Annotated in this window: 23 protein-coding genes and 1 other annotated feature; of the genes, 13 read left to right on the top strand and 10 right to left on the bottom strand. The window is 50.3% G+C overall.

Annotation, left to right across the window (positions count from 1 at the left end):
* Nucleotides 1-118: 118 nt before the first annotated feature.
* Nucleotides 119-685: a recombinase family protein gene (locus KGP16_RS09380; protein WP_223501227.1), complete on the bottom strand. Its 567-nt coding sequence runs from the start codon at nt 683-685 to the stop codon at nt 119-121.
* 252 nt (nt 686-937) lie between these two features.
* Between KGP16_RS09380 and KGP16_RS09375 the strand changes: the two genes are divergently transcribed.
* From KGP16_RS09375 to KGP16_RS09365, 3 genes are read left to right on the top strand one after another with little or no spacing between them, the layout of a single operon-like run.
* Nucleotides 938-1615 carry a hypothetical protein gene (locus KGP16_RS09375; RefSeq protein WP_223501226.1) on the top strand — a complete coding sequence of 226 codons (678 nt, stop codon included), beginning with the start codon at nt 938-940 and terminating at the stop codon, nt 1613-1615.
* Nucleotides 1616-1622: 7 nt separating this feature from the next.
* Nucleotides 1623-2063, top strand: coding sequence for a DUF488 family protein (locus KGP16_RS09370; RefSeq protein WP_223501225.1), 441 nt, complete (start codon nt 1623-1625; stop codon nt 2061-2063).
* A complete protein-coding gene (locus KGP16_RS09365; protein ID WP_223501223.1) occupies nt 2060-2653 on the top strand; it encodes a DUF4326 domain-containing protein in 594 nt (197 codons plus the stop codon). Before KGP16_RS09370 ends, KGP16_RS09365 begins: the two co-directional genes overlap by 4 nt.
* Before the next feature lie 1607 nt (nt 2654-4260).
* On the opposite strand, the gene KGP16_RS09360 is transcribed toward KGP16_RS09365, so the two are convergent.
* Nucleotides 4261-6018, bottom strand: a complete 1758-nt coding sequence (locus KGP16_RS09360) for a recombinase family protein (RefSeq protein ID WP_223501221.1) — start codon at nt 6016-6018, stop codon at nt 4261-4263.
* A 42-nt stretch (nt 6019-6060) separates the two neighbouring features.
* Here KGP16_RS09360 and rimO point away from each other — a divergent pair, with 42 nt between their 5' ends.
* Nucleotides 6061-7368: a 30S ribosomal protein S12 methylthiotransferase RimO gene (gene rimO / locus KGP16_RS09355; RefSeq protein ID WP_223501220.1), complete on the top strand. Its 1308-nt coding sequence runs from the start codon at nt 6061-6063 to the stop codon at nt 7366-7368.
* Between the two features lie 77 nt (nt 7369-7445).
* Here the strand turns inward: rimO and KGP16_RS09350 are convergent, their stop codons facing one another.
* The 3 genes from KGP16_RS09350 to KGP16_RS09340 form a co-directional block, all read right to left on the bottom strand.
* Nucleotides 7446-9839: a glucose/quinate/shikimate family membrane-bound PQQ-dependent dehydrogenase gene (locus KGP16_RS09350; protein WP_223501219.1), complete on the bottom strand. Its 2394-nt coding sequence runs from the start codon at nt 9837-9839 to the stop codon at nt 7446-7448.
* Between the two features lie 118 nt (nt 9840-9957).
* Nucleotides 9958-12051, bottom strand: coding sequence for a TonB-dependent receptor PqqU (gene pqqU / locus KGP16_RS09345; RefSeq protein ID WP_223501513.1), 2094 nt, complete (start codon nt 12049-12051; stop codon nt 9958-9960).
* Nucleotides 12052-12449: 398 nt separating this feature from the next.
* Entirely contained in the window at nt 12450-13274 is an 825-nt protein-coding gene (locus KGP16_RS09340) for an SDR family oxidoreductase (RefSeq protein ID WP_024528609.1), read from the bottom strand.
* 283 nt (nt 13275-13557) lie between these two features.
* Here KGP16_RS09340 and hisL point away from each other — a divergent pair, with 283 nt between their 5' ends.
* The 9 genes from hisL to hisIE all read left to right on the top strand — a co-directional run bounded on the left by hisL (nt 13558) and on the right by hisIE (nt 20837).
* Nucleotides 13558-13605, top strand: coding sequence for a his operon leader peptide (gene hisL, locus KGP16_RS09335; protein ID WP_100396937.1), 48 nt, complete (start codon nt 13558-13560; stop codon nt 13603-13605).
* Nucleotides 13581-13716: a sequence feature (His leader region), on the top strand. Its footprint overlaps the gene before it by 25 nt.
* A gap of 70 nt (nt 13717-13786) precedes the next feature.
* Nucleotides 13787-14686 (top strand): ATP phosphoribosyltransferase, encoded by a 900-nt coding sequence (hisG, locus tag KGP16_RS09330; RefSeq protein ID WP_021179966.1) that lies wholly within the window; start codon nt 13787-13789, stop codon nt 14684-14686.
* Between the two features lie 4 nt (nt 14687-14690).
* A complete protein-coding gene (gene hisD / locus KGP16_RS09325; RefSeq protein ID WP_021805006.1) occupies nt 14691-15998 on the top strand; it encodes a histidinol dehydrogenase in 1308 nt (435 codons plus the stop codon).
* The gene (gene hisC / locus KGP16_RS09320; RefSeq protein WP_223501218.1) at nt 15995-17059 is read left to right on the top strand and encodes a histidinol-phosphate transaminase; all 1065 of its coding nucleotides are present in this window, start codon (nt 15995-15997) and stop codon (nt 17057-17059) included. Before hisD ends, hisC begins: the two co-directional genes overlap by 4 nt.
* Before the next feature lie 8 nt (nt 17060-17067).
* The gene (gene hisB, locus KGP16_RS09315) at nt 17068-18135 is read left to right on the top strand and encodes a bifunctional histidinol-phosphatase/imidazoleglycerol-phosphate dehydratase HisB (RefSeq protein WP_179248903.1); all 1068 of its coding nucleotides are present in this window, start codon (nt 17068-17070) and stop codon (nt 18133-18135) included.
* Nucleotides 18135-18725: an imidazole glycerol phosphate synthase subunit HisH gene (gene hisH, locus KGP16_RS09310; RefSeq protein WP_223501217.1), complete on the top strand. Its 591-nt coding sequence runs from the start codon at nt 18135-18137 to the stop codon at nt 18723-18725. The genes hisB and hisH overlap by 1 nt, the downstream gene beginning before the upstream one ends.
* Nucleotides 18726-18730: 5 nt before the next feature.
* Nucleotides 18731-19468, top strand: coding sequence for a 1-(5-phosphoribosyl)-5-[(5-phosphoribosylamino)methylideneamino]imidazole-4-carboxamide isomerase (gene hisA, locus KGP16_RS09305; protein WP_021179971.1), 738 nt, complete (start codon nt 18731-18733; stop codon nt 19466-19468).
* Nucleotides 19450-20226, top strand: a complete 777-nt coding sequence (gene hisF / locus KGP16_RS09300) for an imidazole glycerol phosphate synthase subunit HisF (protein WP_021179972.1) — start codon at nt 19450-19452, stop codon at nt 20224-20226. Before hisA ends, hisF begins: the two co-directional genes overlap by 19 nt.
* Nucleotides 20220-20837, top strand: coding sequence for a bifunctional phosphoribosyl-AMP cyclohydrolase/phosphoribosyl-ATP diphosphatase HisIE (gene hisIE, locus KGP16_RS09295; protein ID WP_223501216.1), 618 nt, complete (start codon nt 20220-20222; stop codon nt 20835-20837). The genes hisF and hisIE overlap by 7 nt, the downstream gene beginning before the upstream one ends.
* Before the next feature lie 74 nt (nt 20838-20911).
* On the opposite strand, the gene gndA is transcribed toward hisIE, so the two are convergent.
* From gndA to gmd, 5 genes are all read right to left on the bottom strand, one after another.
* Nucleotides 20912-22318 carry an NADP-dependent phosphogluconate dehydrogenase gene (gndA, locus tag KGP16_RS09290; protein ID WP_021805011.1) on the bottom strand — a complete coding sequence of 469 codons (1407 nt, stop codon included), beginning with the start codon at nt 22316-22318 and terminating at the stop codon, nt 20912-20914.
* Between the two features lie 153 nt (nt 22319-22471).
* The gene (locus tag KGP16_RS09285; RefSeq protein WP_223501215.1) at nt 22472-23593 is read right to left on the bottom strand and encodes a glycosyltransferase family 4 protein; all 1122 of its coding nucleotides are present in this window, start codon (nt 23591-23593) and stop codon (nt 22472-22474) included.
* A gap of 8 nt (nt 23594-23601) precedes the next feature.
* Complete coding sequence (locus KGP16_RS09280; protein WP_223501213.1) at nt 23602-24735, bottom strand: glycosyltransferase family 1 protein; 1134 nt, start codon at nt 24733-24735, stop codon at nt 23602-23604.
* Nucleotides 24736-24737: 2 nt separating this feature from the next.
* Nucleotides 24738-25631, bottom strand: a complete 894-nt coding sequence (locus tag KGP16_RS09275; RefSeq protein ID WP_223501212.1) for a GDP-mannose 4,6-dehydratase — start codon at nt 25629-25631, stop codon at nt 24738-24740.
* Nucleotides 25631-26698 carry a GDP-mannose 4,6-dehydratase gene (gmd, locus tag KGP16_RS09270; RefSeq protein ID WP_223501211.1) on the bottom strand — a complete coding sequence of 356 codons (1068 nt, stop codon included), beginning with the start codon at nt 26696-26698 and terminating at the stop codon, nt 25631-25633. Before gmd ends, KGP16_RS09275 begins: the two co-directional genes overlap by 1 nt.
* Nucleotides 26699-26700: the final 2 nt, after the last annotated feature.

Below are 26700 nucleotides of genomic sequence, written 5' to 3'. Positions count from 1 at the left end.
TGGTTTCCTTTTGGCAGAGAATAAAGGATGGATATCGATAGGATGAATTACAATAAAAACCTTTATAATCAAGTCGTTACTATGTTAACGATGAGCACTATTAATATTTTTATTTATATTATAAAGATTTAGTACTTAATATATCCTTTTTTACTCGAAACACTGTAGCCCTGCCACAGTCGCAAAGCTTTGCGATCTCATCTGGCGAGTACTTTTCTGTTTTGAGCATATCAATGATCTTAGTGTGTAGAGATTGATTCTTCTGCTTGCCTTTGTACTTACCGGCTTTTTGTGCAATAGCTATACCCTCATCACGACGAGAAGCAATAATTCCACGTTCGAATTCAGCTACAGCTCCCATCATCGTTAGAATCAACCTCGATGCAGGAGAGTTATCAAAACTCATCGCGTTATCCAAGAACTTAACAGTAACGCCCTGCTCTACAAGTTTATCCACTAAGCCAAGTAGTTCTTTGGTGTTACGGGCTAACCTGTCGATCGATTTCACGATCAGCGTATCACCTTCTCTTAGATGAGAAAGTAAAGCTTGAAGTTCAGGACGCTCGCTGGTGGACTTTCCAGATGCTTTTTCAGTTATGACTTTCTCACAAACAGGATTCAGTACTGAAAGTTGACGTTCAAGATTTTGATCCTTTGTCGAAACCCTAGCATAACCGAAAATCATTATCCTGTTCCTTTTGTCTCATTTAGATTACCTGTATGATACAGTATCATATGGATTGGTTCAATGAGTAAATGATACTAACTGAGACATAGTATCCAGGTATCAGTAGGGAGTACCTTTATGATATAGCAATTTACTTCCTATCTACTTTACCGAGTAGTGTCTATCATCACGATTTTGATTATACTATCTATACATCTGCTTAACGGAATGGTATACGTAAAACACACACATTTTGTATGGTTTAAGCGTATGCCATTTACCCGAGTGATAATCTTAGCAAACTCCAAGAAAAAAGGACGATATTGTGTTGCTGGTAAACAATTTAATAACAATACTATTCAACCTTGGGTGAGGCCGATCAACGCCTCAGACCCACTAAATGATGCACTTACCACCTCGAATATACAATATCATGATTTTAGATTGCCATCGCTTTTAGATATCGTTGATATTCATTACCTACAAAGTGCCCCTCACCGCTTCCAACGCGAGAATGCATCAATTGACCAAGCAAGGAAATGGGAAAAAAAAGGAAGTTTCTCTAAATCTAATATAGACGCTTTATTAGATAACCCTCCAACTCTTTGGTTTAACGGTAACAATAGTTTTCATGGTTTAAATGATCGCTTTGATAAATCACTTATTAACAATCCTATACAGTCATTATACTTTATAAATATTGATAATTTGATGATTAGAACATCAAGAGAAGGAGCTGCATTTGGTGATCAACGAAAACGATATAGAGGATTCTTTACACATAATAGAATACGTTACGCTCTTTCAATTACAGACCCTAACATTTACTCAATTTATGGGCAAAAAGCTGAAGGTGAATACCAATTGGGAAATTGTTATGCTACCATTAGTATGGGACCGAATGAAGATAACTTTTGTTACAAATTCATTGCGGCTTTAATTTTTTAAGGTGATAATGATGAATATTTACTCTATCGGTTTTACTGAAAAGACTGCGGAGAGATTTTTTAACCTTATCAAATCTCAATCAATTAGTATGTTAGTTGATGTTAGGCTCAACAATGTGTCGCAACTGGCGGGTTTTGCTAAAAAGAATGATCTCAAATACTTCCTTAAAACAATTTGTAACATTGATTATGCACATGTACCAGATCTAGCTCCGACAAAAGAAATGTTAGATCCCTATAAAAAGGGGAACGTTCCTTGGGAAATCTATGAAAATAACTTTTTAAACCTTATGGCTCAAAGAAACATTGAAAGGATTGATAAAAAAATAATTGAAAACAGTTGCTTACTTTGTAGTGAGCATAAACCCCATCACTGTCATCGTCGTCTTGTGATAGAATATTTGAATGATCACTGGGATACTGACTTTGAGGTTAAGCATCTGATATGATGAAAGTACTGATAATGTATCATCCAAGCTTTGTTTCTGCTGGCAAGTTTGAAAGGAAACTTGCCAAAATACTGTCAACATTGGATGACTACCAAATTCTTTACTTTGATGATCCAGCTAATCTGATTAGTAACTACTTTGATTCCAAGTTTATAAAACATCTTGAAGACAATATGCTTGATTCTATTATTCAAGATGAGAAACTGACTCATGCAGTCCTTTTTGATTCTGCATACTCCCCTGAATTTACAACAGTAAAGTCATATCTTTCAGAAGTGATACCTGTACGATATATTCAAGATAAAATAACTTTTGTCTCAAATAAGGACAAAGGTGAACATTTTGATACTTATATCGGTCGTGGTACTTTATGGGGAAATCCATATGCAATAGGTCAAGATGGAGATCGTGATGAAGTAATACGAAAATTTGCGTATGATTTCGAGCGTGGATTTTTGCGTGGTGGAGAGGACTTCAATGTAAAATTAAGATTGTTAAGAGGTCATACATTAGGATGTCATTGTAAGCCATACGCATGCCATGGTGATGTTCTTGCTGAATACCTGAATAAACTGGATGATGGTGAATAAAAATCATGTTTACTAAATATACCCTCTTGCATTCGAACGAGCATTACCTTACCTTTAAATTAAAAACACACTTAAAAATAGACGGCACGTTTTAATTCTTCTTAATATTAAAAATACTACTTTTTATTTGCGTAGGTAATCCCTTGTCATTTCCATTATAACAATATCAGGACAGGCGGATTAAATTTTAACAACCTAAAGGCCAGTTACCTTAGCAACAAATTTAATATCAATAATGATAGTATTGATATTAAAATTATGGTGCAATGTTGATAACCAGCCCCCAACCCAAAACAGCACTATTTTGCTAGTATCAGATTGATATTGGTTGCCCTAGCACTTATACAACCCTCCCACCCAAAGTAATACTCGCAGAGGGCGATAATAGGATAGCAAAGCGTCATATTAATTATATAGGGATTTAAATACCCCCTGTGACGCCTTGAGTTATTTGAAGAAAAATCCAGTACTTAACTGCATGCTATCTTAGCTATTTTATTGATATGAAATCAATTAATAATATTTTTAGCTGTCAAGTACTCACTACGTGAGCACTCTCATTAAGTAGCTAAAAGTAGTTCGCTTGCGAGGAAGCTCCTACTTTTAGTTACTTAACTCGAAATAATTAACACGTTTAACACGATTCATACTGACGAGATTTGTTGAGGAGTTATCATCCCCCCCGCAGGGGGAATGATGAAAATAAAAAAGTACCAATTAAGGTACTTGATTCTATTCTGACGCTGATAGTCGTCGGATTTAATTGTATTGCGAATTACTCAAATTTTAGACGGATCTATATTGTCTAATTTTTGGAGTGCGAAAGCGGGTTGCTCTGTTTCTCTCATATCGCAGTCATATGCAACGGTCGGGGGCTTACCCCACATAGTACTAAATCTATACAATCAAATTTAGCACTTGTTTCTCTGAAATTTGGACGGATCTATATTGTATAAATCTATCGCAATTTTTCCATTCAGAAAAACTCCCTTAGCAAGTTGGTAAGGATGCGATCCATATATGTCTATCATGGAGTACTTTAAATGCTTAGTGTACTCTTTATAGTGCCGCATTGCCGTGATTCGTGTGACTGCATATAGCTTTTATAACCTTTTTGGATTGGTTTCACTTACGATTTTTTCTACGGGTCTCATTTGCACTTCGAACTGTTTGAACTTCTCATCTGCCATCTACATTTTCGATAGGATCAGGCTTTATTTTATTTGAGCTAATAGCTCAATCAAACAGATTTTACTTATTATATATTATAACACATTTTTTCATTTCGTTTCATCTATTTTAAAAAATAGTGAATGAACATAACAAGTGTCATGGTATATTTATTATTTTATTTTAACAACCACTTCAATTAAAAGTACTGAGACAACTCAATGACTATATTTATTACTTCCTGTACCAGCAAAACGTTTTTTGTAGTCTTACATGTTTCATCAAACAAAAGTAAGAAAGCATAATCGCCCAAAAAGCTCTGTAAGCCATTGCCCGGTGTTTTTTCTATAAACTGATAGTAAAGTTACTTATAAAGCCAAAAACCTCATAGTGGGCGTTCTACGAGGTTAGTCATTGTTCATTTTAAAACATCTACTCTATCTATTAGGCCAAAATAGCGAACCGTCAATTTCAGGATAGCCAATTACTGACAACATCTCTTTTACTGTTTCATAATAACCAGTATATGCATCTCTAATCTCATCAAGGATATGGAGTGCTTTTTTAACCGAATCATTGTTCTTTAACAAGTCGGCCAACTCATCATCATATTCCTTAATAACGTCATTACCGATAGGTTCAACAGCAAACTTCCAATATGGTTTCCTGTTTTCTCCACGGAAAACAAACCCATTATCAATACCACGACATTTTATTTTTATAGTTATGCAGCCGTCTGTTTTATCGATAACCACTAATTCTATAATTGAATTTATAACTTTACGTATGTCATTTCTTAACTCATCAGAAGGGTTAGTAAATATCCCCCACTGAATCATGTTCAAAAAATCGGTCATTTCAACCTCAAAACTCCCTTTACTCTCAACTAAAATTTTACGTTTTTTAAGACGATCAAGATCCATCAGTAATAAATCTCTGTTAGCAGATAACTCCTTCAGCCTCTCTGAGTAAATTTCAATATTCACCCCAAGTTCTACAGAACGAGCTATGTTTTCAATCGTCTTATCAATCCTTGTCATTTCATCCTGTTTTGCTGTTATCACTTCTACAAATCTAGATGTATCTTGACTTTCTTGCCTGCTAGCATCCATATACCCAATCAATAATGCAACGATCACGCAATGGTCAACAAGTGGAGCAGTAATAGACCAACCAACACAGCCTTTTTGTAGATGCCTACCATTCAAACAAATGTATCTTGGTTTGCCTCTATTCATAAAACCAGCCATAGTTCCGCCACACTTGTTACATCTAAGAATTGACAACCCTGAAAGTAGTTTAATATTATCTTTAGTAGCGTCTTTTTTTGATTTATTACCATTCTGTATTTTAAGCTCTTGAAGCTTTATAAATTCAGCCTCATCTTTACATAATGATGGATAATAACCCTGAAGTTTATAACTTTGACCATCTATATTAATAGTTCGCTCACCAATTAATGCTCTGTTTTCACGCAACCTTTTCAATACTTGATAATCCCACTCTTTGCCATTCAATCCGTCAGGGTAGTTCTCATCCAAATAGCGTTTTACCTTATATATTCCATGTCCTTGTAAAAAAAGATCAATAGCTTCGCGAGCAATATCCCAGTACGTTGTATGTTCTCGAACAGCTTCGTTTTGTGGACCACTATCATCTATCCAAAATGGATGCTTACCACAACTTTTGATGTTAACAGGCTCTCCTCCCCTGTAACGCTCAACTAAAGCTTTAACATTGCTAATCGTACGACTTTGCTTAGTTTTACTTTCTTCATTCGAACGACTGAACAAGAGAATAGATATCATCAATTCAGTAGGGTTTTCGTTCACGGACTCCAGAGTAAAACTACGCTTATCCATCCCCGTCACCAACGTTAACCCAAGCTCAAGAATCTCAATGAACAATTTTTGAGCGTTAGTGACATTCTGACGTGTAATGCGATCTAGATGCTCAACATACAACCAACTATCCGCAGGTATAACTCCCTGTCTTACCGCATCAATAAAATCACCAAGTTTGCCTTTTTGAGTGTTTTTACCCCGGAATGCACTCACCCCAGGATCTATGATTTCAACAAGTTCCAAGCCGTTCGCCAAGGCGAACGCCTTAGCACTCTCCATCTGCCTCTCAAGGCTCGTTCCCTTCGCCTGACGCTCTGATGACCAGCGGATATAGCTGTACAACTTAGGCATGTGTATACTCTCCAAATTCTCAATAACATATTGTACAAAAAAATGGCTAAGATTGGATTTTTATCATTAGGGTGCCCGAAAAACCTGGTTGATTCTGAACGGATCCTGACTGAACTGCGTAACGAAGGTTACCAGGTAGTGCCCCGCTATGATGATGCTGAGCTGGTGATCGTGAACACCTGCGGCTTTATCGACAGCGCCGTTCAAGAGTCACTGGAAGCAATCGGTGAAGCCTTGAACGAGAATGGCAAGGTGATTGTGACCGGCTGCCTCGGTGCCAAGGAAAACCAAATTCGTGAGGTGCACCCGAAGGTCCTGGAAATTACCGGGCCGCACAGCTACGAACAGGTTTTGTCCCACGTTCACCAATATGTGCCGAAACCGGAGCATAACCCCTTTACCAGCCTGACTCCGGCGCAGGGCGTGAAGCTGACGCCAAAGCACTACGCCTACCTGAAGATTTCCGAAGGCTGCAACCATCGCTGCACCTTCTGCATCATCCCATCGATGCGCGGCGACTTGGATAGCCGTCCGATCGGCTCCGTGCTGGATGAAGCCAAACGCCTCGTGGAATCTGGGGTGAAAGAGCTGCTGGTGATCTCACAAGATACCTCGGCCTACGGCGTCGATGTCAAACACCGTACCGGTTTCTGGAACGGCCAGCCGGTAAAAACCAGCATGGTCAGCCTGTGTGAACAGCTTTCCAGCCTGGGTGCCTGGGTGCGTCTGCACTACGTTTACCCTTACCCGCACGTGGACGACGTGATCCCGCTGATGGCTGAAGGCAAGATCCTGCCTTATCTGGATATTCCACTGCAGCACGCCAGCCCGAAAATCCTCAAGCTGATGAAACGCCCTGGCGCGGTTGAACGCACGCTGGAGCGCATCAAGCGCTGGCGCGAAATCTGCCCGGATCTGACGCTGCGCTCCACCTTTATCGTTGGCTTCCCAGGGGAAACCGAAGAAGACTTCCAGATGCTGCTCGACTTCCTGACCGAAGCCAAGCTGGATCGCGTTGGCTGCTTCAAGTTCAGCCCGGTAGAAGGCGCAGCCGCTAATGAACTGGCCGACCCGGTGCCAGAAGAAGTGAAGGAAGAACGCTTCCATCGCTTTATGCAACTGCAGCAGCAAATCTCCGCCCAACGCTTGCAAGACAAGATTGGCCGCGAAGTGCTGGTGCTGATCGACGAAGTGGATGAGGAAGGTGCCATTGGCCGCAGCATGGCGGACGCACCGGAAATCGACGGCGCGGTTTACCTCAACGGTGAAGCCAATGTCAAAGTCGGTGACATCGTCAAAGTGAAGATTGAGAACGCCGACGAGTACGATCTCTGGGGTTCCAAGGTCTGATTTCGACCACCGCGGAAAACCATAAAGGGGTTAGCATTACTGCTAACCCCTTTATTTATTGGTGAACTACCAGCTAGTTACTTTTCGTCTGGCAGAGCATAAGCAATGACATAGTCACCCCGCTCTGCGGCCTGACGAGCACCACCAGCACTGATGATAATGTATTGCTTACCGTTCTTCGGCGAGACAAAGGTCATTGGACCGGACTGGCTGCCCACTGGCAGACGTTCTTTCCAGATCTCCTTCCCGGTTGCCGTATCGAAGGCACGCAGGTAGAAATCCTGAGTACCAGCAAAGAACAGCAGGCCGGATTGAGTAGACAGACTCGCACCCAGCGTTGGCATGCCAACTTCCATCGGCATACGCATTTTGATGCCCAGCGGCCCCGTATCCTGCACCGTACCAACCGGAACCTGCCACACCAGCTTGCCAGACTTCAGGTCTACCGCTGACATGGTGCCAAACGGCGGCTTCTGGCATGGAATGCCCAGTGGGGAAAGGAAGCGTTCACGGATCGCACCGAATGGCGTACCGTCCATCGGAACCAGACCCATTTCGATGCCGCTGGCGCCGGTCGGCACCTTGCTGCGTGGCACCATCGAGTTGGCCAGCCCCAAACGCATGTCGTTAACAAACATGATGGCATTGTTCGGATCCACCGAAACGCTGCCCCAGTTCATCCCGCCCAACGAGCCAGGATATTGTAGAGCACGGTCGATACCCGGCGGTGTATAGACGCCCTGGTGACGCATCCCTTTGAACTCGATACGGCACAGCAGTTGATCGAGCGGCGTTGCGCCCCACATGTCTGACTCGGTCAGCGTCTGGTTGCCAATATTCGGCATTCCCACCGAGAACGGCTGGGTCTTGGAGTAACGTTCGCCAGGCACATTGCCCTGCGGCACCTCACGCTCTTCCACTTTCGCCACCGGCTGACCGTTCTCACGGTTGAGCATAAAGATCATGCCCTGCTTACTGGTTTGCACCAGCACGGGTGTCGTACCACCCTTGCCATCTGGCAGATCGTACAGTAACGGCTGGGAAGGCAGGTCAAAGTCCCACAGGTCATGGTGCGTGGTTTGGAAATGCCAACGCACTTTGCCGCTGGTGGCATCAACAGCCACAATGGAAGAACTGTATTTATCATCCAGCTCGGTACGCTCGCCGCCAAAGAAGTCAGGCGTGGCGTTACCGGTCGGTAGATAGATCAGATTCAGTTTGGCGTCGTAGGACATTGCGGACCACACGTTCGGCGTACCGCGCGTATAGGTTTCACCCGCTGGTGGCAGCTTGGTAATGGCCGGGTTACCCGGATCCCATGCCCAGGCAAGTTCACCAGTATGCACATCATAAGCACGCACCACACCAGGAGGTTCGCCGGTAGAGAAGTTGTCCGCCACGCGGCCACCGACCACCACCAGGTTACCCGCCACCAATGGGGTTGAGGTTTGCTGGTAATAACCCGGTTTAACTTCGCCCATGCCCGCTTTCAGATCGACGGTGCCGTTATCACCAAAGTCGGCGCAAGGTTTGCCGGTATCGGCATCAATGGCAATCAAACGCGCATCGATGGTTGGCAGGAACAGACGGCGTTCGCACATGGCCGGGGCCGTAGCGTTAGCGGCAACCACTGGCGATGAGGCAGGCTGAGCCGCATTGTCGTAATAACCCAGGCCACGGCAACGCTGCCAGTTAGGGGCTGAGGCTTTAGGATCGAAGGACCACAGTTGTTTGCCGGTATCGGCCTCCAACGACAGCACTTTGCCGTAGGCAGTACAGACATACAGGGTATTACCGATCTGCAGCGGAGTATTCTGGTCTTCTGCACCGGAACCGTTGCTTTGTGGAATATCGCCGGTATGGGCAATCCACGCCACCTTCAGCTTGCTGACGTTAGACTTGTTGATCTGATCCAGCGCGGCAAAACGGTCACCGTGGGTGGTATTCCCCCAATGTTCCCAGTTTTTCTGCTCACTACCGGCAGCCACCGGTTTAACCGGAATATCTCCCTTGGCCGCCACCAATGGCGTAGGCACAAAGGTGTAACCAAATCCGGCCACCAGCGCAACCGCCAGCAACCCAGCCAAAGAATAGCTGACGAAGCCGCGAACCGGATGACCGGCACGTTTCTTCAGCCATGGATAGGCCAACGCGGCCAGGAAGGCCAGCACGCCGAACATAAACAAGCGTGAGAACAACGGCCAGAAATCCAGACCAACGTCCCACAACGCCCAAATCAGGGTGAATACAAAGGCCAGCGCATACACCCATATGCCCGCAGGTTTGAGCTTGATCACCAGTACCGCAGCGATCAGCATCACCACTCCCATCAGCCCAAAATAGAGGCTCCCTCCCAATGAAGCCAGGTAAACGCCGCCGATTGCCAGCGCGAGGCCGATGACGCCCATCAGCCCCCCCAGCAGCCACATCAAGTAATTCCCTATACTTCGTTTATTGCCTGTCTTTGCCATATTCACTTTCTCCCACCGCTAGCAACGCGCAAATGTTGGCGTACTCACTGGTGTCATAAATAACCATCCCAAGATAACAACTCAACGGGGGTTAGGTTCCCCGCTGTACTACTGCTTACTACTCAAATGAATAAGCAACACTCATGCCCCCACCCCAGTTTCTGCCTGGAGCGGGTTCGAAATAGCGGCCATTGCCTTCGTTGACAATCACCGAGCCGACGTACTGGCGATCAAACAGATTGTCCACCCGGCCAAAAACGGTAAATTGCCAGTTCCCTACCGGGTAGCGATATCCGGTATTCAGCGCTGCCACGGTGTAGGACGGTGCCTGCTGTGAATTCTGATCGTTGGTCTGGATATCGCTCATGTAGCGCACTTCAGCACCAGCGAACCAACCTTGCGGCGGCGACCAGGCCAGCGAGGCGTACCCCATATTGCGGGCAATCCCCGGCAGGCGGTTGCCCTTCGGCACCTGCTTTGCGGCAGAACAGATGTTGTCACCGCAGACATCATCGCGGTAAGTGGCATCCAGCAGCGTCCAAGCCATTTGCAGACGCCAGTCGTAGCTGAACTGTTGATCCAGCGCTAACTCCACCCCACGACGACGGGTTTGCCCCGCATTCTTGTAGCTGGTGCGCCCGTTGCTGCTCTCATCGATGACAATTTCGTTTTTGGTATCCGTTTGGAACAACGCCGCGCTGAACAGGCCGTTGCCGATACGGGTCTTGCTTCCTAGTTCAACGGTATCGCTGGTAGCAGGTTTTAGACCAAGATTGAGCCCCGCCACGCCACCTGGGCGATAAGAGAGCTCATTGATGGTAGGGGTTTCAAAGCCACGCCCGGCGGAAGCGTACACATTCCAGGCCTTGGTCAACGCATAGTTGAGCGAGCCTACTGGCAGCCACTGGTGATAGCGGGCATCGCCACTGTCATCACCATTACTGCCGGTAATATAGCGATCGTTGGAGTCGAAATTGACGGTGCTGAAGCGCACTCCGGCATCCAGCGTCAAACGTTGGGTCAGGTTCCAGGACGTTTGCAGATAGGGATCCACATTCCACATCAGGTTGCGTTCATCCCGCCGTAGATTACCCTTGGTCCCTAATTCGTTAACGCCGTTGACTACCGTGAAATTCTCATAGCCTTTGCGCTGCTCGGTCATGGTTTCGTAGTCGAGCCCGCCCGTCACGCTGAAGGGCAATGTGGCCACTTCACCACGATGAGTCCAGCGAGTATCGATGCCCTGGTAATGACGTGCCAGAGAGATCACTCCGCCGGGATGCTGTTCACTACGCTGCTGTACGGCCACTGGAATTGACTGATACTGCGTGGTTTCCCGCTCACCGGCGTAAGTCATGATGCTCAGATCGTCATTGGCGCTCATCTGACGTTCATAGCGCAACCCGGCCTGGGTCTGCGAAATGGTTTTACGCGTGTTGTATTGATCTGCTCTTGGTGCCTGGCGCGGATTGTCATGCCATTCGGCTTCGGTTAAACCACCGGGATCGTCGGCATTAATATCCACCGAGTTAAACAACAGCGTCAGCGTGCTGACATCATCAATGCGCACACCCAAACGCGCGTTACCCAGGTTCTTGCGTGCCCCACTGTGGTCACGGAACCCTTCGGTGGTAAAACGCGTCGCGGAGACGGCGTAGTTCACGTCACCTGCGTGCGTGCCATTGCCGGTTGCACCGCTGGCTTTCATGCCGTAGCGCCAGGTGCCGTCACTACCGCTATACATGCCCGCTTCAATCTTGTCCGGCTGTTGGCCGGTTTCGGTCTCTACGTTGATGACGCCGCCGGAAGCGTTGCCATACAGAGCGGAAAACGGCCCACGCAGGACCTCCACCTTATCCACTGAATTGAGATCGATATTCGACGTTTGCCCCTGACCATCCGGCATGGTGGCAGGAATACCATCCACATAAATACGTACGCCGCGTACGCCGTACATTGAGCGCGAGCCAAATCCACGGATTGACAGTTGCAAATCTTGCGCATAATTCTGGCGATTTTGAATTTGCAGCCCCGGCACGCTGCCCAGCCCTTCGGAGAGATTAATCTGCGGCCTGGCCTGACGAAGTTCATCGCCATTAAGCACGCTAACCGCAGCCGGAGTACTCAATTCTGAAAGACCGCTGCGCTTGGCCGTAACCACCATGGAAGATGGGTCCACTACCCGATCGCTGGCCTGTACGTTTACCGTCATACACAGAGCGCAAGGTAACAGCGCAGAAATGGCGATAGGTGAGATCGCTGTATTTTTTTTATTAATAAAATTCATGTAAAAACTGCCATTAGACGCTTGAGAGGATAGGTACCTTTTAGAAAAAACCGAGCGTATGTTAATACTTATCGCAACAGTTTGAAAATAGCGGAGAGAAACTCAAATTTCCGTTAACTCGAATTTTACACAAATGATAAATATAGATGATGTATACAAGGAGGTGGAATAGGAAGGATTTAGATTATTACTTTCAATATCAATGCGTAAAATTAATTTCCTTGTAATTTAGTCGAGTTTAATAATCAAACTGACAGATTAAAAATAAGCAAAGTTATTTTAGAGGGATACTGCCCCGCAAGCTGCGGGACAGTTTGATTGTGTTAACCGATCGGCATGCGATTCGGGTCTGGGTATTGATATTCAAACCCCAGCTCGTTACAGATACGGCTACCGTCCACCAGCCGCCCTTCTTGTTCATCTTCTTGCGCAAACTGCGGAGGTTGCAGATGCAATTGCTCGGCTAGCGCCGGGTAGAAATCACGTTTGAGCGGATGGCCTGGCGCACAAAGATTATAGGTGTGCCCGCCCTTCGGCAGCTTCAGTAGCAGTTGAATGGCCGCGATTACGTCATCCTGATGCACCAGATTGACCCCGTGCGAACCGCCCTTGACGTCAACCTTACCCGCCAGGAAACGCCCTGGATGCCGATCCCCACCCACCAGCCCTGCCAAGCGCAAAACGTCCACCGACGTGTTGGGCAATTGATGCAGCCAAAGCTCCAACTCTTCCAGCACCCGGCCAGCCGACGTCACCGGCTTGAGCGGCGAATCTTCCCGAACGGTGCCGGTGGTTTCACCGTAAACCGAGGTGGAGCTGGTAAAGATAATATGCGGCACACCAAACGCTATCGCGCTGTCTACCAGCATACGTACGGCATCAAAGTAGCTTGCGCTCCCCTCGACGGTGCGGCTGGCTGGCAGAGTGATCACCAACGCATCCGTGTACAACAGCTGTTCCAGATCGTGAGCTTCGCAAATCAGCTCCGGCGTCAGTTCTAGGCGATAACATTCGATACCACTCATCCGCGCGGCTTCTACCCCATCCGGCGTAGTTTTACTGCCAACCACTTCATACCCGTGGCCCATTAACGATAAAGCCAGCGGCATCCCTAACCAACCCAGACCCACAATGGCGACTTTTTTCATCAGTATGCCCCTAAGAATCGACTAACAAGCCCAACTTCACCGTTGCCGAGGCCCCCTGGCCACACCGCAGGCGATAGTCGGATATTCCCCTAGGCTACGCCACCGCGCTGGTGGTTACAATCGGTTAACCTTAAGGTTGAGTAAAGCTGCGTCCGGCTAATAACTCAGCCGCTTTCAATAAATTAAATTCATAACCACAAAAAAGGGTTGCAAGTTATACAACGGATAGTTTAGCTTAATTAGCACCTCAGCACTGGCTGACCCAATTTTAAAGAGAAATGACATGACTCGCGTTCAGTTCAACCACCATCATCACCATCATCCTGACTAGTCTTTCAGGCGATGTGTGCTGGAAGACGATTCTCGAATCTTCCAGTGGCGCGTAGAACGAACTAAACGCAAGAAAGAGCCCTCGGAAGATATCTTCCGAGGGTTTTTTTTTGGCTCCGGACAGACAGAAAATATAAATTTAATAACAAATTCATAAAATTACAGATTAAACAGAGGTTACCATGTTGGACAAAACACGTTTACGTATCGCCATGCAGAAATCAGGCCGCCTGAGCGAAGAGTCTCAGGAATTGCTGGCCCGCTGCGGCATCAAGATCAACCTGCAGCAACAACGCCTGATTGCCTTCGCCGAGAATATGCCGATCGATATCCTGCGCGTACGTGATGACGATATCCCTGGCCTGGTGATGGATGGCGTGGTGGATCTGGGCATCATCGGTGAGAACGTGCTGGAAGAGGAACTGCTCAACCGCCGTGCTCAGGGCGAAGACCCGCGTTACTTCACGCTGCGCCGCCTGGATTTTGGGGGTTGCCGCCTGTCGCTGGCCACCTCGCTGGATAGCGAATACTCCGGCCCGCAAAGCCTGCAAGACTCCCGAATCGCAACCTCTTACCCGCACCTGCTAAAGCAATACCTCGATAAACAGGGCGTTCGTTTTAAATCCTGCCTGCTGAACGGCTCGGTGGAAGTGGCTCCGCGCGCAGGCTTGGCAGACGCGATCTGTGACCTGGTGTCTACCGGTGCCACCCTGGAAGCCAACGGCCTGCGTGAAGTGGAAGTGATTTACCGCTCGAAAGCCTGCCTGATCCAGCGTGACGGTGAAATGCCGGAAGCCAAACAACAGCTGATTGACCGCCTGATGACCCGCATCCAAGGCGTGATCCAGGCGCGCGAATCCAAATACATCATGCTGCACGCGCCAAGCGAACGCCTGGATGAAATCGTCGCGTTGCTGCCGGGTGCCGAGCGCCCTACCATTCTGCCGCTGGCAGGCTCTCAGAACCGCGTAGCGATGCACATGGTCAGCAGTGAGACCCTGTTCTGGGAAACCATGGAAAAACTCAAAGCCCTGGGTGCCAGCTCCATTCTGGTGCTGCCAATTGAGAAGATGATGGAGTAACGCCATGCCAAACTTCAATACCGTCGTCAATTGGGGCAGCTGCAGCGCGGAACAGCGCGCGGAGTTGCTGATGCGCCCGGCCATTTCGGCTTCGGACAGCATCACCCGCACGGTGCGCGAGATCCTCGATAACGTGAAAGCCAATGGTGACAGCGCGCTACGTGAGTACAGCGCCAAGTTTGATAAAACCGAAGTCGCGGCATTACGCGTAACGGCAGAGCAGATTGACCAGGCCTGCGCCCGTCTGGGTGACGAGATCAAACAGGCGATGGCCGTAGCCGTCGCCAACGTGGAAACCTTCCACAATGCACAACAACTGCCAGCGGTAGACGTCGAAACCCTGCCTGGCGTGCGTTGCCAGCAGGTGACCCGCCCAATCGATTCGGTGGGTCTGTATATCCCTGGCGGTTCCGCACCGCTGTTCTCCACGGTATTGATGTTGGCGACCCCGGCACGCATTGCCGGTTGCCGCCGTGTGGTGCTGTGTTCACCACCGCCGATCGCCGATGAGATCCTGTATGCCGCCAAACTCTGTGGCGTGCAGGAAGTGTTCCAGGTCGGAGGCGCGCAGGCGATTGCCGCCATGGCGTTTGGCACGGATTCGGTGCCACGGGTAGCGAAAATCTTCGGGCCGGGTAACGCCTTCGTGACCGAAGCCAAACGTCAGATCAGCCAACGGTTGGACGGGGCGGCCATCGATATGCCTGCAGGCCCTTCCGAGGTGCTGGTGATTGCAGACAGCGGCGCGACCCCGGCGTTTGTCGCTTCCGATCTGCTGTCTCAGGCCGAGCATGGCCCGGATTCACAGGTCATTCTGTTAACCCCAGACGCCGCGATGGCCGAAGCGGTCGCCATGGCGGTTGAGCAACAGCTGGCACAGCTGCCACGGGCAGAAACCGCTCGCCAGGCTCTGGCCAGCAGCCGCCTGATTGTGGCGAAGGATTTGGCCGAGTGTGTCGCCATCAGCAACCAATATGGCCCTGAGCACCTGATTATTCAGACCCGCAGCGCGCGCGATCTGGTAGACAGCATCACCAGCGCTGGTTCGGTGTTCCTAGGTGACTGGTCGCCGGAGTCCGCCGGGGATTATGCTTCAGGCACCAACCACGTGCTGCCAACCTATGGCTATACCGCAACCTGCTCTAGCCTGGGGCTGGCGGATTTCCAAAAGCGCATGACGGTACAGGAACTGACGCCACAGGGCTTTATGACCCTGGCCCCAACCATTGAAATTCTGGCTGCCGCCGAGCAACTGGTCGCCCACAAAAACGCCGTGACCCTACGCGTCGCCGCACTGAAGGAGCAAGCATGAGCATCGAAGAATTAGCACGTAAAAACGTGCGCGAGCTGACCCCGTATCAGTCGGCCCGCAGCCTTGGTGGCAAGGGTGACGTCTGGCTGAATGCCAACGAATACCCGGTTGCGCCAGAGTTCCAACTGACCGCCCAGACCTTCAACCGTTACCCAGAATGCCAACCCGCGCTGGTGATTGAGCGTTACGCTGCCTACGCCGGGGTGAATAAAGAACAGGTATTGGTCAGCCGTGGCGCAGATGAAGGTATCGAACTGCTGATCCGTGCCTTCTGCGAGCCAGGCCAGGACGCTATCCTGTTCTGCCCACCGACTTACGGCATGTACGCCGTCAGCGCCGAGACGTTTGGCGTAGAGCGCCGTACGGTCGAAGCCAAACAAGATTGGCAGCTCGATCTGCCTGCCATTGCCGCCAGCCTGGATAACGTCAAGCTGATCTACGCCTGCAGCCCGAATAACCCGACCGGTAACCTGCTGGATCCCAACGATCTGCGTAACCTGCTGGAACTGGCCAAAGGCAAAGCTATCGTCGCCATCGATGAAGCTTATATCGAATTCTGCCCGCAGGCCTCGGTTGCTAGCTGGCTGAGCGATTACCCGCACCTGGTAGTATTACGCACGCTGTCCAAAGCCTTCGCCCTGGCTGGCCTGCGCTGTGGCTTTACCCTGGCCAATGAGGACGTGATCGCCCTGCTGCTGAAAGTGATTGCCCCGTATCCGCTATCGACCCCAGTGGCGGATATCGCCGCCCAGGCGCTGAGCACCGAGGGGATCCGCGTTATGCGCCAGCGCGTCACCGAGATTGCCGCCAACCGCAGCTGGCTACAGCAGGCGTTACAAGACTGCGCCTGTGTAGAACAAGTCTTCACCAGTGACAGCAATTACCTGCTGGTTCGCTTTACCGCCTCAAGTCATGTCTTTAAAACCTTATGGGATCAGGGCATTATCTTGCGAGACCAAAATAAACAGCCTGGCCTGTCCGGTTGCCTGCGGATCACCATCGGCACCCGTAACGAATGCCAGCGCGTCGTTGACGCACTCAATACTCTGCCCGGCGCATAGGAGCCAACGTGAGCCAAAAATATCTCTTTATTGACCGTGACGGCACGCTGATTGCTGAACCCCCGGAAGATTTCCAGGTCGACCGCCTGGATAAACTGGCGCTGGAGCCGGAAGTGATCCCTGCCCTGCTGGCCTTGCAGCAAGCCGGTTTCACCCTGGTGATGATCACCAATCAGGACGGCCTCGGCACCGCCAGCTTCCCGCAGGAAACCTTCGATCCACCACACAACCTGATGATGCAGATCCTCAGCTCACAGGGCGTCAAATTTGACGATATCCTGATCTGCCCGCACAAGCCGGAAGACCATTGCGAATGTCGTAAACCGAAGGTCGCCATGGTCAAAGGCTATCTGGAGCCGGGCGCGATCGACGTGGCCAACAGCTATGTGATTGGCGATCGTCAAACCGATATCCAACTGGCGGCCAATATGGGTATTCAAGGGCTGCTGTATCAGCGCCAGGCGCTGGGCTGGCAGGCCATCACCCAACAGCTGACCAAACGCGATCGCTATGCGCACGTTAACCGCGTGACCAAAGAAACGCAGATTGACGTCAAGGTCTGGCTGGATCGCGAAGGCGGCAGCAAGATCAAAACCGGCGTCGGCTTCTTCGACCACATGCTGGATCAGATTGCCACCCACGGCGGCTTCCGGATGGATATTCAGGTGAACGGCGATCTGTACATCGACGATCACCACACGGTAGAAGACACCGGATTGGCGCTGGGCGAAGCTCTGAGTAAAGCCTTGGGCGACAAACGCGGCATCGCACGCTTCGGTTTCGTGTTGCCGATGGATGAATGCCTGGCCCGTTGCGCACTGGATATCTCCGGCCGTCCGCACCTGGAATATAAAGCCGAGTTCAACTACCAACGCGTAGGCGATCTCAGCACCGAGATGATCGAGCACTTCTTCCGCTCGCTGTCTTACACCATGGGCTGCACCCTGCACCTGCGCACCAAAGGCAAAAACGACCATCACCGCGTCGAAAGCCTGTTCAAGGTGTTTGGCCGCACGCTGCGCCAGGCGATCCGCGTTGAGGGCAATACGCTGCCTAGCTCGAAAGGAGTGCTGTGATGAACGTGGTGATCCTGGATACCGGCTGCGCCAACCTCGCCTCGGTCAACTATGCGGTGCAACGCCTGGGCTATCAGCCACAGGTTAGCCGCGATCCAGAGATCGTGCTGCGCGCCGACAAACTGTTCCTCCCTGGTGTGGGTACTGCACAGGCGGCAATGAACCAGTTGGAACAGCGCGACCTGATCGATCTGATCAAGGCATGTACCCAGCCAGTGCTGGGGATCTGCCTGGGCATGCAGTTGCTGGCAGCCAGCAGTGAAGAAAATGGGGGTATCAAAACGCTAGGGATTATCGATACTCCGGTAACACAGATGACCGATTTTGGCCTGCCTTTGCCCCATATGGGCTGGAATCAGGTTACGGCGCAGGCCGGCGATCATCTGTTCCGCGGCATCGAGGATGGTGCTTACTTTTACTTCGTTCACAGTTATGCGATGCCGATATGCTCAAGCACCATCGCTCAGGCGAACTACGGCGAGCCCTTCACCGCCGCCGTACAAAAAGACAACTTCTTTGGCGTGCAGTTTCATCCAGAGCGATCTGGCAACGCCGGGGCGCAACTGTTGAAGAACTTTCTGGAGATGTAGGCAGCATGATTATTCCCGCTTTGGATTTGATCGACGGTAACGTAGTGCGTCTTCATCAGGGCGATTACGGCCAACAGCGCGACTACGGCAACGATCCGCTGCTGCGTCTGCAAGACTATCAGCAGCAAGGGGCGCAAGTTTTACACCTGGTTGATTTGACCGGGGCCAAAGACCCGGCTGCTCGCCAGATCCCGCTGTTGCGTAAACTGCTGGCCGGAGTAAGCGTGCCGGTACAGGTTGGCGGCGGTATTCGTAACGAACAAGACGTTGCCGCGCTGCTGGAAGCCGGAGCCACGCGCGTGGTCATCGGTTCCACCGCAGTCAAGCAGCCAGAGATGGTACAGGGGTGGTTTGAACGCTACGGTGCCGATGCCATGGTGCTGGCGCTGGACGTACGCATCGACGCCGCAGGCCGCAAGAACGTGGCTATCAGCGGCTGGCAGGAAGACTCGGAGGCCACGCTGGAACAGGTGGTTGAGCAATATCTGCCGTTTGGCCTGAAGCACGTGCTGTGCACCGATATCTCACGCGACGGTACGCTGAAAGGTTCTAACGTGGGGCTGTATCAGGAAGTGTGCCAACGTTATCCGCAGATCGCCTTCCAGGCTTCTGGCGGCATCGGCAACCTGGACGATATCGCCCAGCTGCGTGGCAGTGGTGTGGAAGGGGTGATCGTCGGGCGCGCCCTGTTAGATGGTAAATTCAGCGTTGAGGAGGCTATCGCATGCTGGCAAAACGGATAATCCCTTGTCTGGACGTCAAGGACGGGCAAGTGGTCAAGGGCGTGCAGTTCCGTAACCACGAAATCATTGGCGATATCGTGCCGCTGGCCCAGCGCTACGCGCAGGAAGGTGCCGACGAACTGGTCTTTTACGATATCACCGCTTCCAGCGATGGGCGGGTGGTAGATAAAAGCTGGGTATCACGCGTGGCGGAAGTGATCGATATTCCGTTCTGCGTGGCCGGGGGCATCAAGAGTGCCGAAGACGCCAGCCAGATCCTTTCCTTTGGGGCGGACAAGATCTCCATCAACTCCCCTGCGCTGGCCGACCCAACGCTGATCAGCCGCCTGGCAGATCGCTTCGGCGTACAGTGCATCGTGGTCGGGATCGACACCTGGTATGAAGCCGCAACCGGCAAATACCACGTCAACCAATATACCGGCGATGAAAGCCGCACCCGAGTCACCGAGTGGCAAACCCTCGATTGGGTGCAGGAAGTGCAAAAGCGTGGCGCTGGGGAGATTGTGCTCAACATGATGAACCAGGACGGCGTACGCAACGGTTACGATCTGGAACAGTTGAAGCGGGTACGTGAAGTGTGCAAGGTGCCGCTGATCGCCTCCGGCGGTGCCGGTACCATGGAACACTTCCTGGAAGCCTTCCGCGATGCCGACGTTGACGGCGCGCTGGCGGCTTCGGTATTCCATAAGCAAATCATCAATATCGGCGAACTGAAACGGTTCCTGGCAGAGAAAGGCGTGGAGATACGCGTGTGTTAACAGAACAACAGAAAGCTAAACTGGATTGGGCAAAAACCGACAACCTGATGCCAGCGATCGTACAACATGCCGTTTCCGGCGAAGTGCTGATGCTGGGCTATATGGATCAGGCAGCTCTGGACGTGACCGAGCAAACCGGCAAGGTGACGTTCTTCTCACGCACCAAGCAGCGCCTGTGGACCAAAGGCGAAAGCTCCGGCAACTTCCTTAACGTGGTCAGCATTACGCCAGACTGCGATAACGATACCCTGCTGATCCTGGCCAACCCGATTGGCCCAACCTGCCATTTGGGTAACGACAGTTGCTTCCATCCGGCAAGCAGCGACTGGGGCTTCCTGTACCAGCTTGAACAATTGCTGGCTTCGCGTAAAACCGCCAGCCCGGACAGCTCGTACACTGCCAAGCTGTATGCCAGCGGTACCAAGCGCATCGCACAGAAGGTAGGTGAGGAAGGCGTAGAAACAGCCCTGGCCGCCACGGTGAACGATCGCGAAGAGCTGACCAACGAAGCTTCCGACCTGATTTACCACCTGCTGGTGCTGTTGCAGGATCAGGAGCTGGATTTGAGTAAGGTGATTGGCCGCCTGCGCGAACGGCACGAGCAAAAGTAATCCTGTTTTGCGAACAATAAAAAAGCCGCCGGGCGTTAACCTCGGCGGCTTTTTTTATCGTTCAACGTGCGGGATTATTCCATCCATTCGGTATGGAATACGCCTTCTTTGTCGGTACGCTTATAAGTGTGTGCACCGAAGTAGTCACGCTGCGCCTGGATCAGGTTGGCAGGCAGCACCGCAGAGCGGTAGCTGTCGTAGTACGCGATCGCCGCAGAGAAGGTTGGCGTTGGGATACCGTTCTGCACCGCATAGGAAACCACGTCACGCAGTGCCTGCTGATACTCATCGGCGATTTGCTTGAAGTAAGGTGCCAGCAGCAGGTTGGCGATGTCGGCATTCTCAGCGTAGGCATCGGTGATCTTCTGCAGGAACTGAGCGCGGATGATGCAACCGGCACGGAAGATCTTGGCAATTTCGCCGTAGTTCAGATCCCAGTTGTTTTCCTTGGAGGCCGCTTTCAGCTGAGAGAAGCCTTGCGCATAGGAAACGATTTTACCCAGGTACAGAGCGCGACGAACTTTCTCGACAAACTCGGCTTTCTCGCCGCTGAAGGCTGCAACTTTCGGGCCGGTCAGGACTTTAGAAGCCGCTACGCGCTGGTCTTTCAGAGAAGACAGGTAACGAGCGAATACAGACTCGGTGATCAATGACAGTGGCTCGCCCAGATCCAGAGAACTCTGGCTGGTCCATTTGCCGGTGCCTTTGTTGGCCGCTTCATCCAGGATCACATCAACCAGGTATTTACCCTCTTCGTCTTTCTTGGTGAAGATGTCTTTGGTGATGTCGATCAGGTAGCTGTTCAGTTCGCCCTTGTTCCACTCGGCGAAGGTGTCAGCCAACTGCTCGTTGTTCAGATTCAGCGCCTGCTTCAGCAAGGAGTAGGCTTCTGCGATCAGCTGCATGTCGCCATATTCGATACCGTTGTGCACCATCTTCACGTAGTGGCCAGCACCGTCGGCACCGATATAGGCTACGCATGGCTCACCTTCGGCCACAGCGGCGATTTTCTTCAGGATTGGTGCCACCAGCTCGTAAGCTTCTTTCTGGCCACCAGGCATGATTGAAGGCCCTTTCAGCGCCCCTTCTTCGCCACCGGAAACGCCGGTGCCAATAAAGTTGAAGCCCTGAGCAGACAGCTCGCGGTTACGACGGATGGTATCCTGATAGTAGGTGTTACCACCGTCGATCAGGATATCGCCTTTATCCAGGTGCGGAGTCAGCGAGGCAATGGTCTTGTCCGTAGCTTCGCCCGCTTTTACCATCAGCAAAATGCGGCGCGGTGTTTCCAGCGATGCAACAAACTCTTCGACGGTGTAGTGCGGCACCAGGTTTTTGCCCGGGTTCTCTGCAATAACTTCGTCAGTCTTGTCGCCTGAACGGTTAAAGATAGAAACGGTATAGCCACGGCTTTCGATGTTCAAAGCCAGATTGCGGCCCATCACCGCCATGCCGACAACGCCGATTTGCTGTTTGGACATTAGGAACTCCTGTCTGAGGATGACACCTGTATCACGGCTCTTGGCCAACAGGTTTTTGATGTGGCCAACATGTTAACTCAGGATTGTGTTCGCTGGGTAGTGATTGGTGCGATAGGTCACATAATTGCATATCACGGATAGACAATGCGCTTTTTACAGGCGCTTTTCGATCAACTGCTGGTAAAGCTCAATGTAGCTTTCCGCCATACGTGCAGACGTGAACAGGTCCTGGAAACGTTTGGCAGCATTCTCTCCATAACGAGCTGCCAACTGCGGATCGTTCCACAGTTGCACCATCGCTTGGCGCAATGCATCAGCATCTGACGGAGGTACGACGATGCCGGTTTCCTTATCCAGATTGATGTAGGTTGTCCCTGTGCCGATCTCGCTGGAAATGAGCGGCTTACCAAACATCGCCCCTTCCAGCAAGGTTATGCCAAACGCTTCAGAACGCAGATGGGAAGGGAAAACGACGCTGTAGCACAACTGCAGCAACGCGGCCTTATCCTCATCAGGTAAAGCGCCAAGGAAATGAATATTCTTCAATCCTAAATCTGTCGCCTGCTGTTTCAACTCTTGCTCAATAGGCCCGGCCCCAACAATGACTAATGGGAAATCAGTGCCTTTCGCCGCATCCAGTAAAATATGCAACCCTTTGTAGTAACGGAAAGCACCAACAAACAGGAAAAAGCGATCGCCCACCTTTTGACGCCAGTAGTCAAGATGTTGCTCATCCGCCATTGGGTACGAGTTTCTATCCAGGCCGTAAGGGATCACTTTGACTTTAGGCAGATATTTCTGCAAGGTCGTGCTCGTTTTCACATAGTTTGGCGAAGCCGCGACGATACAATCAACCGAATCTAAAAACTTGTTCATCAACGGCGTATAAAATTTTAACGCCAATTTTTGTTTCACGATGTCCGAGTGATAGCTAACAATCGTCGGTTTTTTTACACCAGCGATAAAATGCACCATATCCATAAATGGGTATGGAAAATGATAATGAATAATATCTGCCTGTGCAGCCAGCTGTTTAAACTTTTTTACTGCACTGAGAGAAAATGGTGTTGAGGCCACTTCAAAATTGGTTGCTGCGTAATAGGCCGAGTGCGTGCCGACGCGCTCATTATCTATATCACCACGCGTGCTTAGCGATAGCGTCGTCGATTCGATATCATGACATATGCCAGCTTCGCTTAACTGGTAGATAACCTGTTCAATGCCGCCAAAAGAATCAGGATAATATGTTTTATAAAAATGCAGAACTTTTAACATGAAAGCTATTAAACCTGCTGATATGCGTGAATAGTCTCTGCGGCACAACGCTGCCAAGAGAAGGTTTTTGCCCGACTTAACCCACCGGTGATGGCAGATCCACGCCAAGTCTCATCTTCAATGCTCTGATGAATTAACTGCGTCAAGGTTTCGACATCTAGAGCGGCGCAGGTCAATGCGCACTCGCCAACCACTTCGGGTAACGAAGAACTATTGGAACACACCACCGGCACGCCCGATGCCATGGCTTCCAGCACCGGCAATCCAAATCCTTCATATAAAGATGGGAACAGGAAACTCCTGGCGCCAGCGAATAGATAAGGTAAATCGATTGACTTGGTGTAGCCCAGATAACATAACCACCCTTCGCGTTCAGCCTGTTCAAAACGCACGTGCAAAGCTTCACTACGCCAGCCTTTAAAGCCGCTGATAGCTAATGGATAAGCCTTTCTTAAGCCAAGAGGCAACCGTTCGTAGGCGGATAGCAAGGTTTCAATATTCTTGCGCGGCTCAATCGACCCGGTAAATAAACAATATCGCCCTGCCTGCAGCCCATACTGAGATACTACGGCAGTAATAGACTCAGGATCGCGAGGGTAAAATTCCCCACTGCTAGCCAGCCTTGCCGCATACACTTTATTAGCAGGCAGGTTAAAATAATCCATCACCTCTTGCCGTGTAAAGTCTGAGTCAGTGATCAAGATATCGGCACGTTTCATCGTCAGCAGCAGTTCTTTCTGCATAAAACGGACGCGTTCTTGAGGATGACATTGTGGCCATGTAAAGACAGAGAGATCGTGAAAGGTGGCTACGCTTGGCCCGACTTTGGGAGGTAAATAGAAATTTGGGCCGTGGTAGATGGCATCCGGGTGTTTCTTTAACGCTAACGTTTTTAACCAAGGAGCCGTCAAACGGTATATCTCAGAAGCAACTCTGCTTTTTTGCACCATGTGACGCAAACCCTGGCTTGAAGAACTGCTTTCCCTGGCTTGCGGTATTTGCTTACTTAGCCTACGCCCCTGAAGAAATAAAAGCTCGGATATCTCCGAGCTTTTAGTTAAACAGTTAGCTAACTCATAAGCATATCGGCCAATCCCAGTTAACGGATATTTAATCGGGTCAGTACCAAATATGACTTTCATCGTCAGTTTTCCAACATCCAGCGCAAGGTTTCCTCCAACGGGGGAGTATCCCAATCACCGACAAGACTGCGCAGTTTTGTCGCATCGCCACACAGTATCTTGACTTCGTTAGGGCGGACAAAAGCCGGATTTACGCGGATATCCAGGTGGTGCGATGTGATTTTTTCACATAAATCAACCGCGTCACGTAAAGAATAAGTTCGGCCGGAGCAAACATTGATCGTTTCGCCGATAGGCTTGACCCGTAACAGTGCCACATAGGCCTTGCTCAAGGCGCGGACATCGGTAAAGTCACGCCAAACGTCGATATTGCCGAGCTCGATAACGGCAGCCTTACTCTTGTAGTGCTTGACGATTTTCGGCAACAAGAAATTATCTGCCTGGCCAACACCGGTATAATTAAAGGGCCGCGTAATGAATATCGGCAGTTTATCCACCCACAATCTGGCCATAAACTCCATGGCTAGCTTACTCACCGCATAATCATTCGCCGGGTTGGCGGGGGTCTCCTCACCGAGTTTACCCTCAGTGCTGTTACCATAAACATTGGCACTGCTGGCAATTAACACGGCATCCAATGGATGGGCACTGTCGGAAAGTGCCTGGAGTAAATTCCGAGTGCCCTGCAGGTTTACGCTATAGAAAGCATTCGCGTCACCATGGCCCACAAACGCAATGGCAGCAAGATGAACAACGACATCTGGCTTAACCTGGCCGATAGCTTCCGCTAACGCCGCTTCGTCTTGCAAGTCTACCTGAAAATAGTCCGCCTGGGCCGAAGGTAATGAACCCAGCCCATAAACCCGATATCCGGCAGCGGATAATTCCGCTGCCACATAGCGGCCGGTAAACCCATTGATGCCCGTAACCAAGGCACGTTTGCCGGCGCCGAACATCAGAAGGAAGACCCTTTCTGATTACGTACCAGATCCTGCTCCACCATCATCTGGCACAGTTGCTCCAGAGTGGTCTTAGGCTCCCAACCCAAAATTTCCTTGGCGCGAGCTGGATTACCGATCAACAGTTCCACTTCTGCCGGACGGAAGAATTTCGGGTTAACGCGAACCAGCGTTTTACCGCTAGCAACGTCAATCCCGACTTCTTGCTCATCTTTACCTTCAAAGCGCAGGGTATAACCGGCGGCTTTAAATGCCATGGCAACGAAGTCACGAACGGTTTCTGTACGGTTGGTTGCCAGCACGAAGGTATCCGGCTGCTCAGCCTGCAGCATACGCCACATACCTTCGACATATTCTTTGGCAAAGCCCCAGTCACGTTTGGCGTCCATGTTACCCAGTTCCAACACGTCCAGTTTGCCCAGTTTGATCTTGGCAACGGAGTCAGTGATTTTACGGGTAACAAACTCACGACCACGCAATGGTGATTCATGGTTAAACAGAATGCCACTGGAGGCGAAGATACCGTAGCTTTCACGGTAGTTGATGGTCATCCAGTGGGCATACAGTTTGGCAACGCCATACGGGCTGCGCGGGTAGAATGGCGTATCTTCCTTCTGCGGCACTGCCTGCACTAAACCGAACATTTCAGAGGTCGATGCCTGATAGAAACGGATTTTAGTGTTAACAATGCGGATCGCTTCCAGCAGGTTAACCGGGCCAATACCGGTTATTTCCGCTGTGGTAATAGGCTGTTCGAAAGACACCCCCACAAAGCTCTGTGCGGCCAGGTTATAAACCTCCGTTGCCCCTGTTTGCTGCAACAAACGGATGCTGGCCGACAGATCGGTCAGATCATACTCAACCAGATGCAGATTCGGGTGCTTATTAATCCCCAGTTCTTCTATGCGCCAGAAGTTTACTGAGCTGGTACGGCGATAGGTTCCATAAACCACATACCCTTTTTCAAGGAGAAGCTCAGCAAGATATGCGCCGTCTTGGCCAGTGATACCTGTAATTACTGCGATCTTTTGCACAGAAAAGTTCCTATTTTGATCAAAACACATGA

This window comes from Serratia sp. JSRIV006, from assembly GCF_019968685.1.
In the GTDB taxonomy this organism is placed as follows: Bacteria; Pseudomonadota; Gammaproteobacteria; order Enterobacterales; family Enterobacteriaceae; genus Chania; species Chania fonticola_B.
Note: the sequence above shows the minus strand (reverse complement) of the source record. Positions and strands in the feature narration are given on the sequence as shown.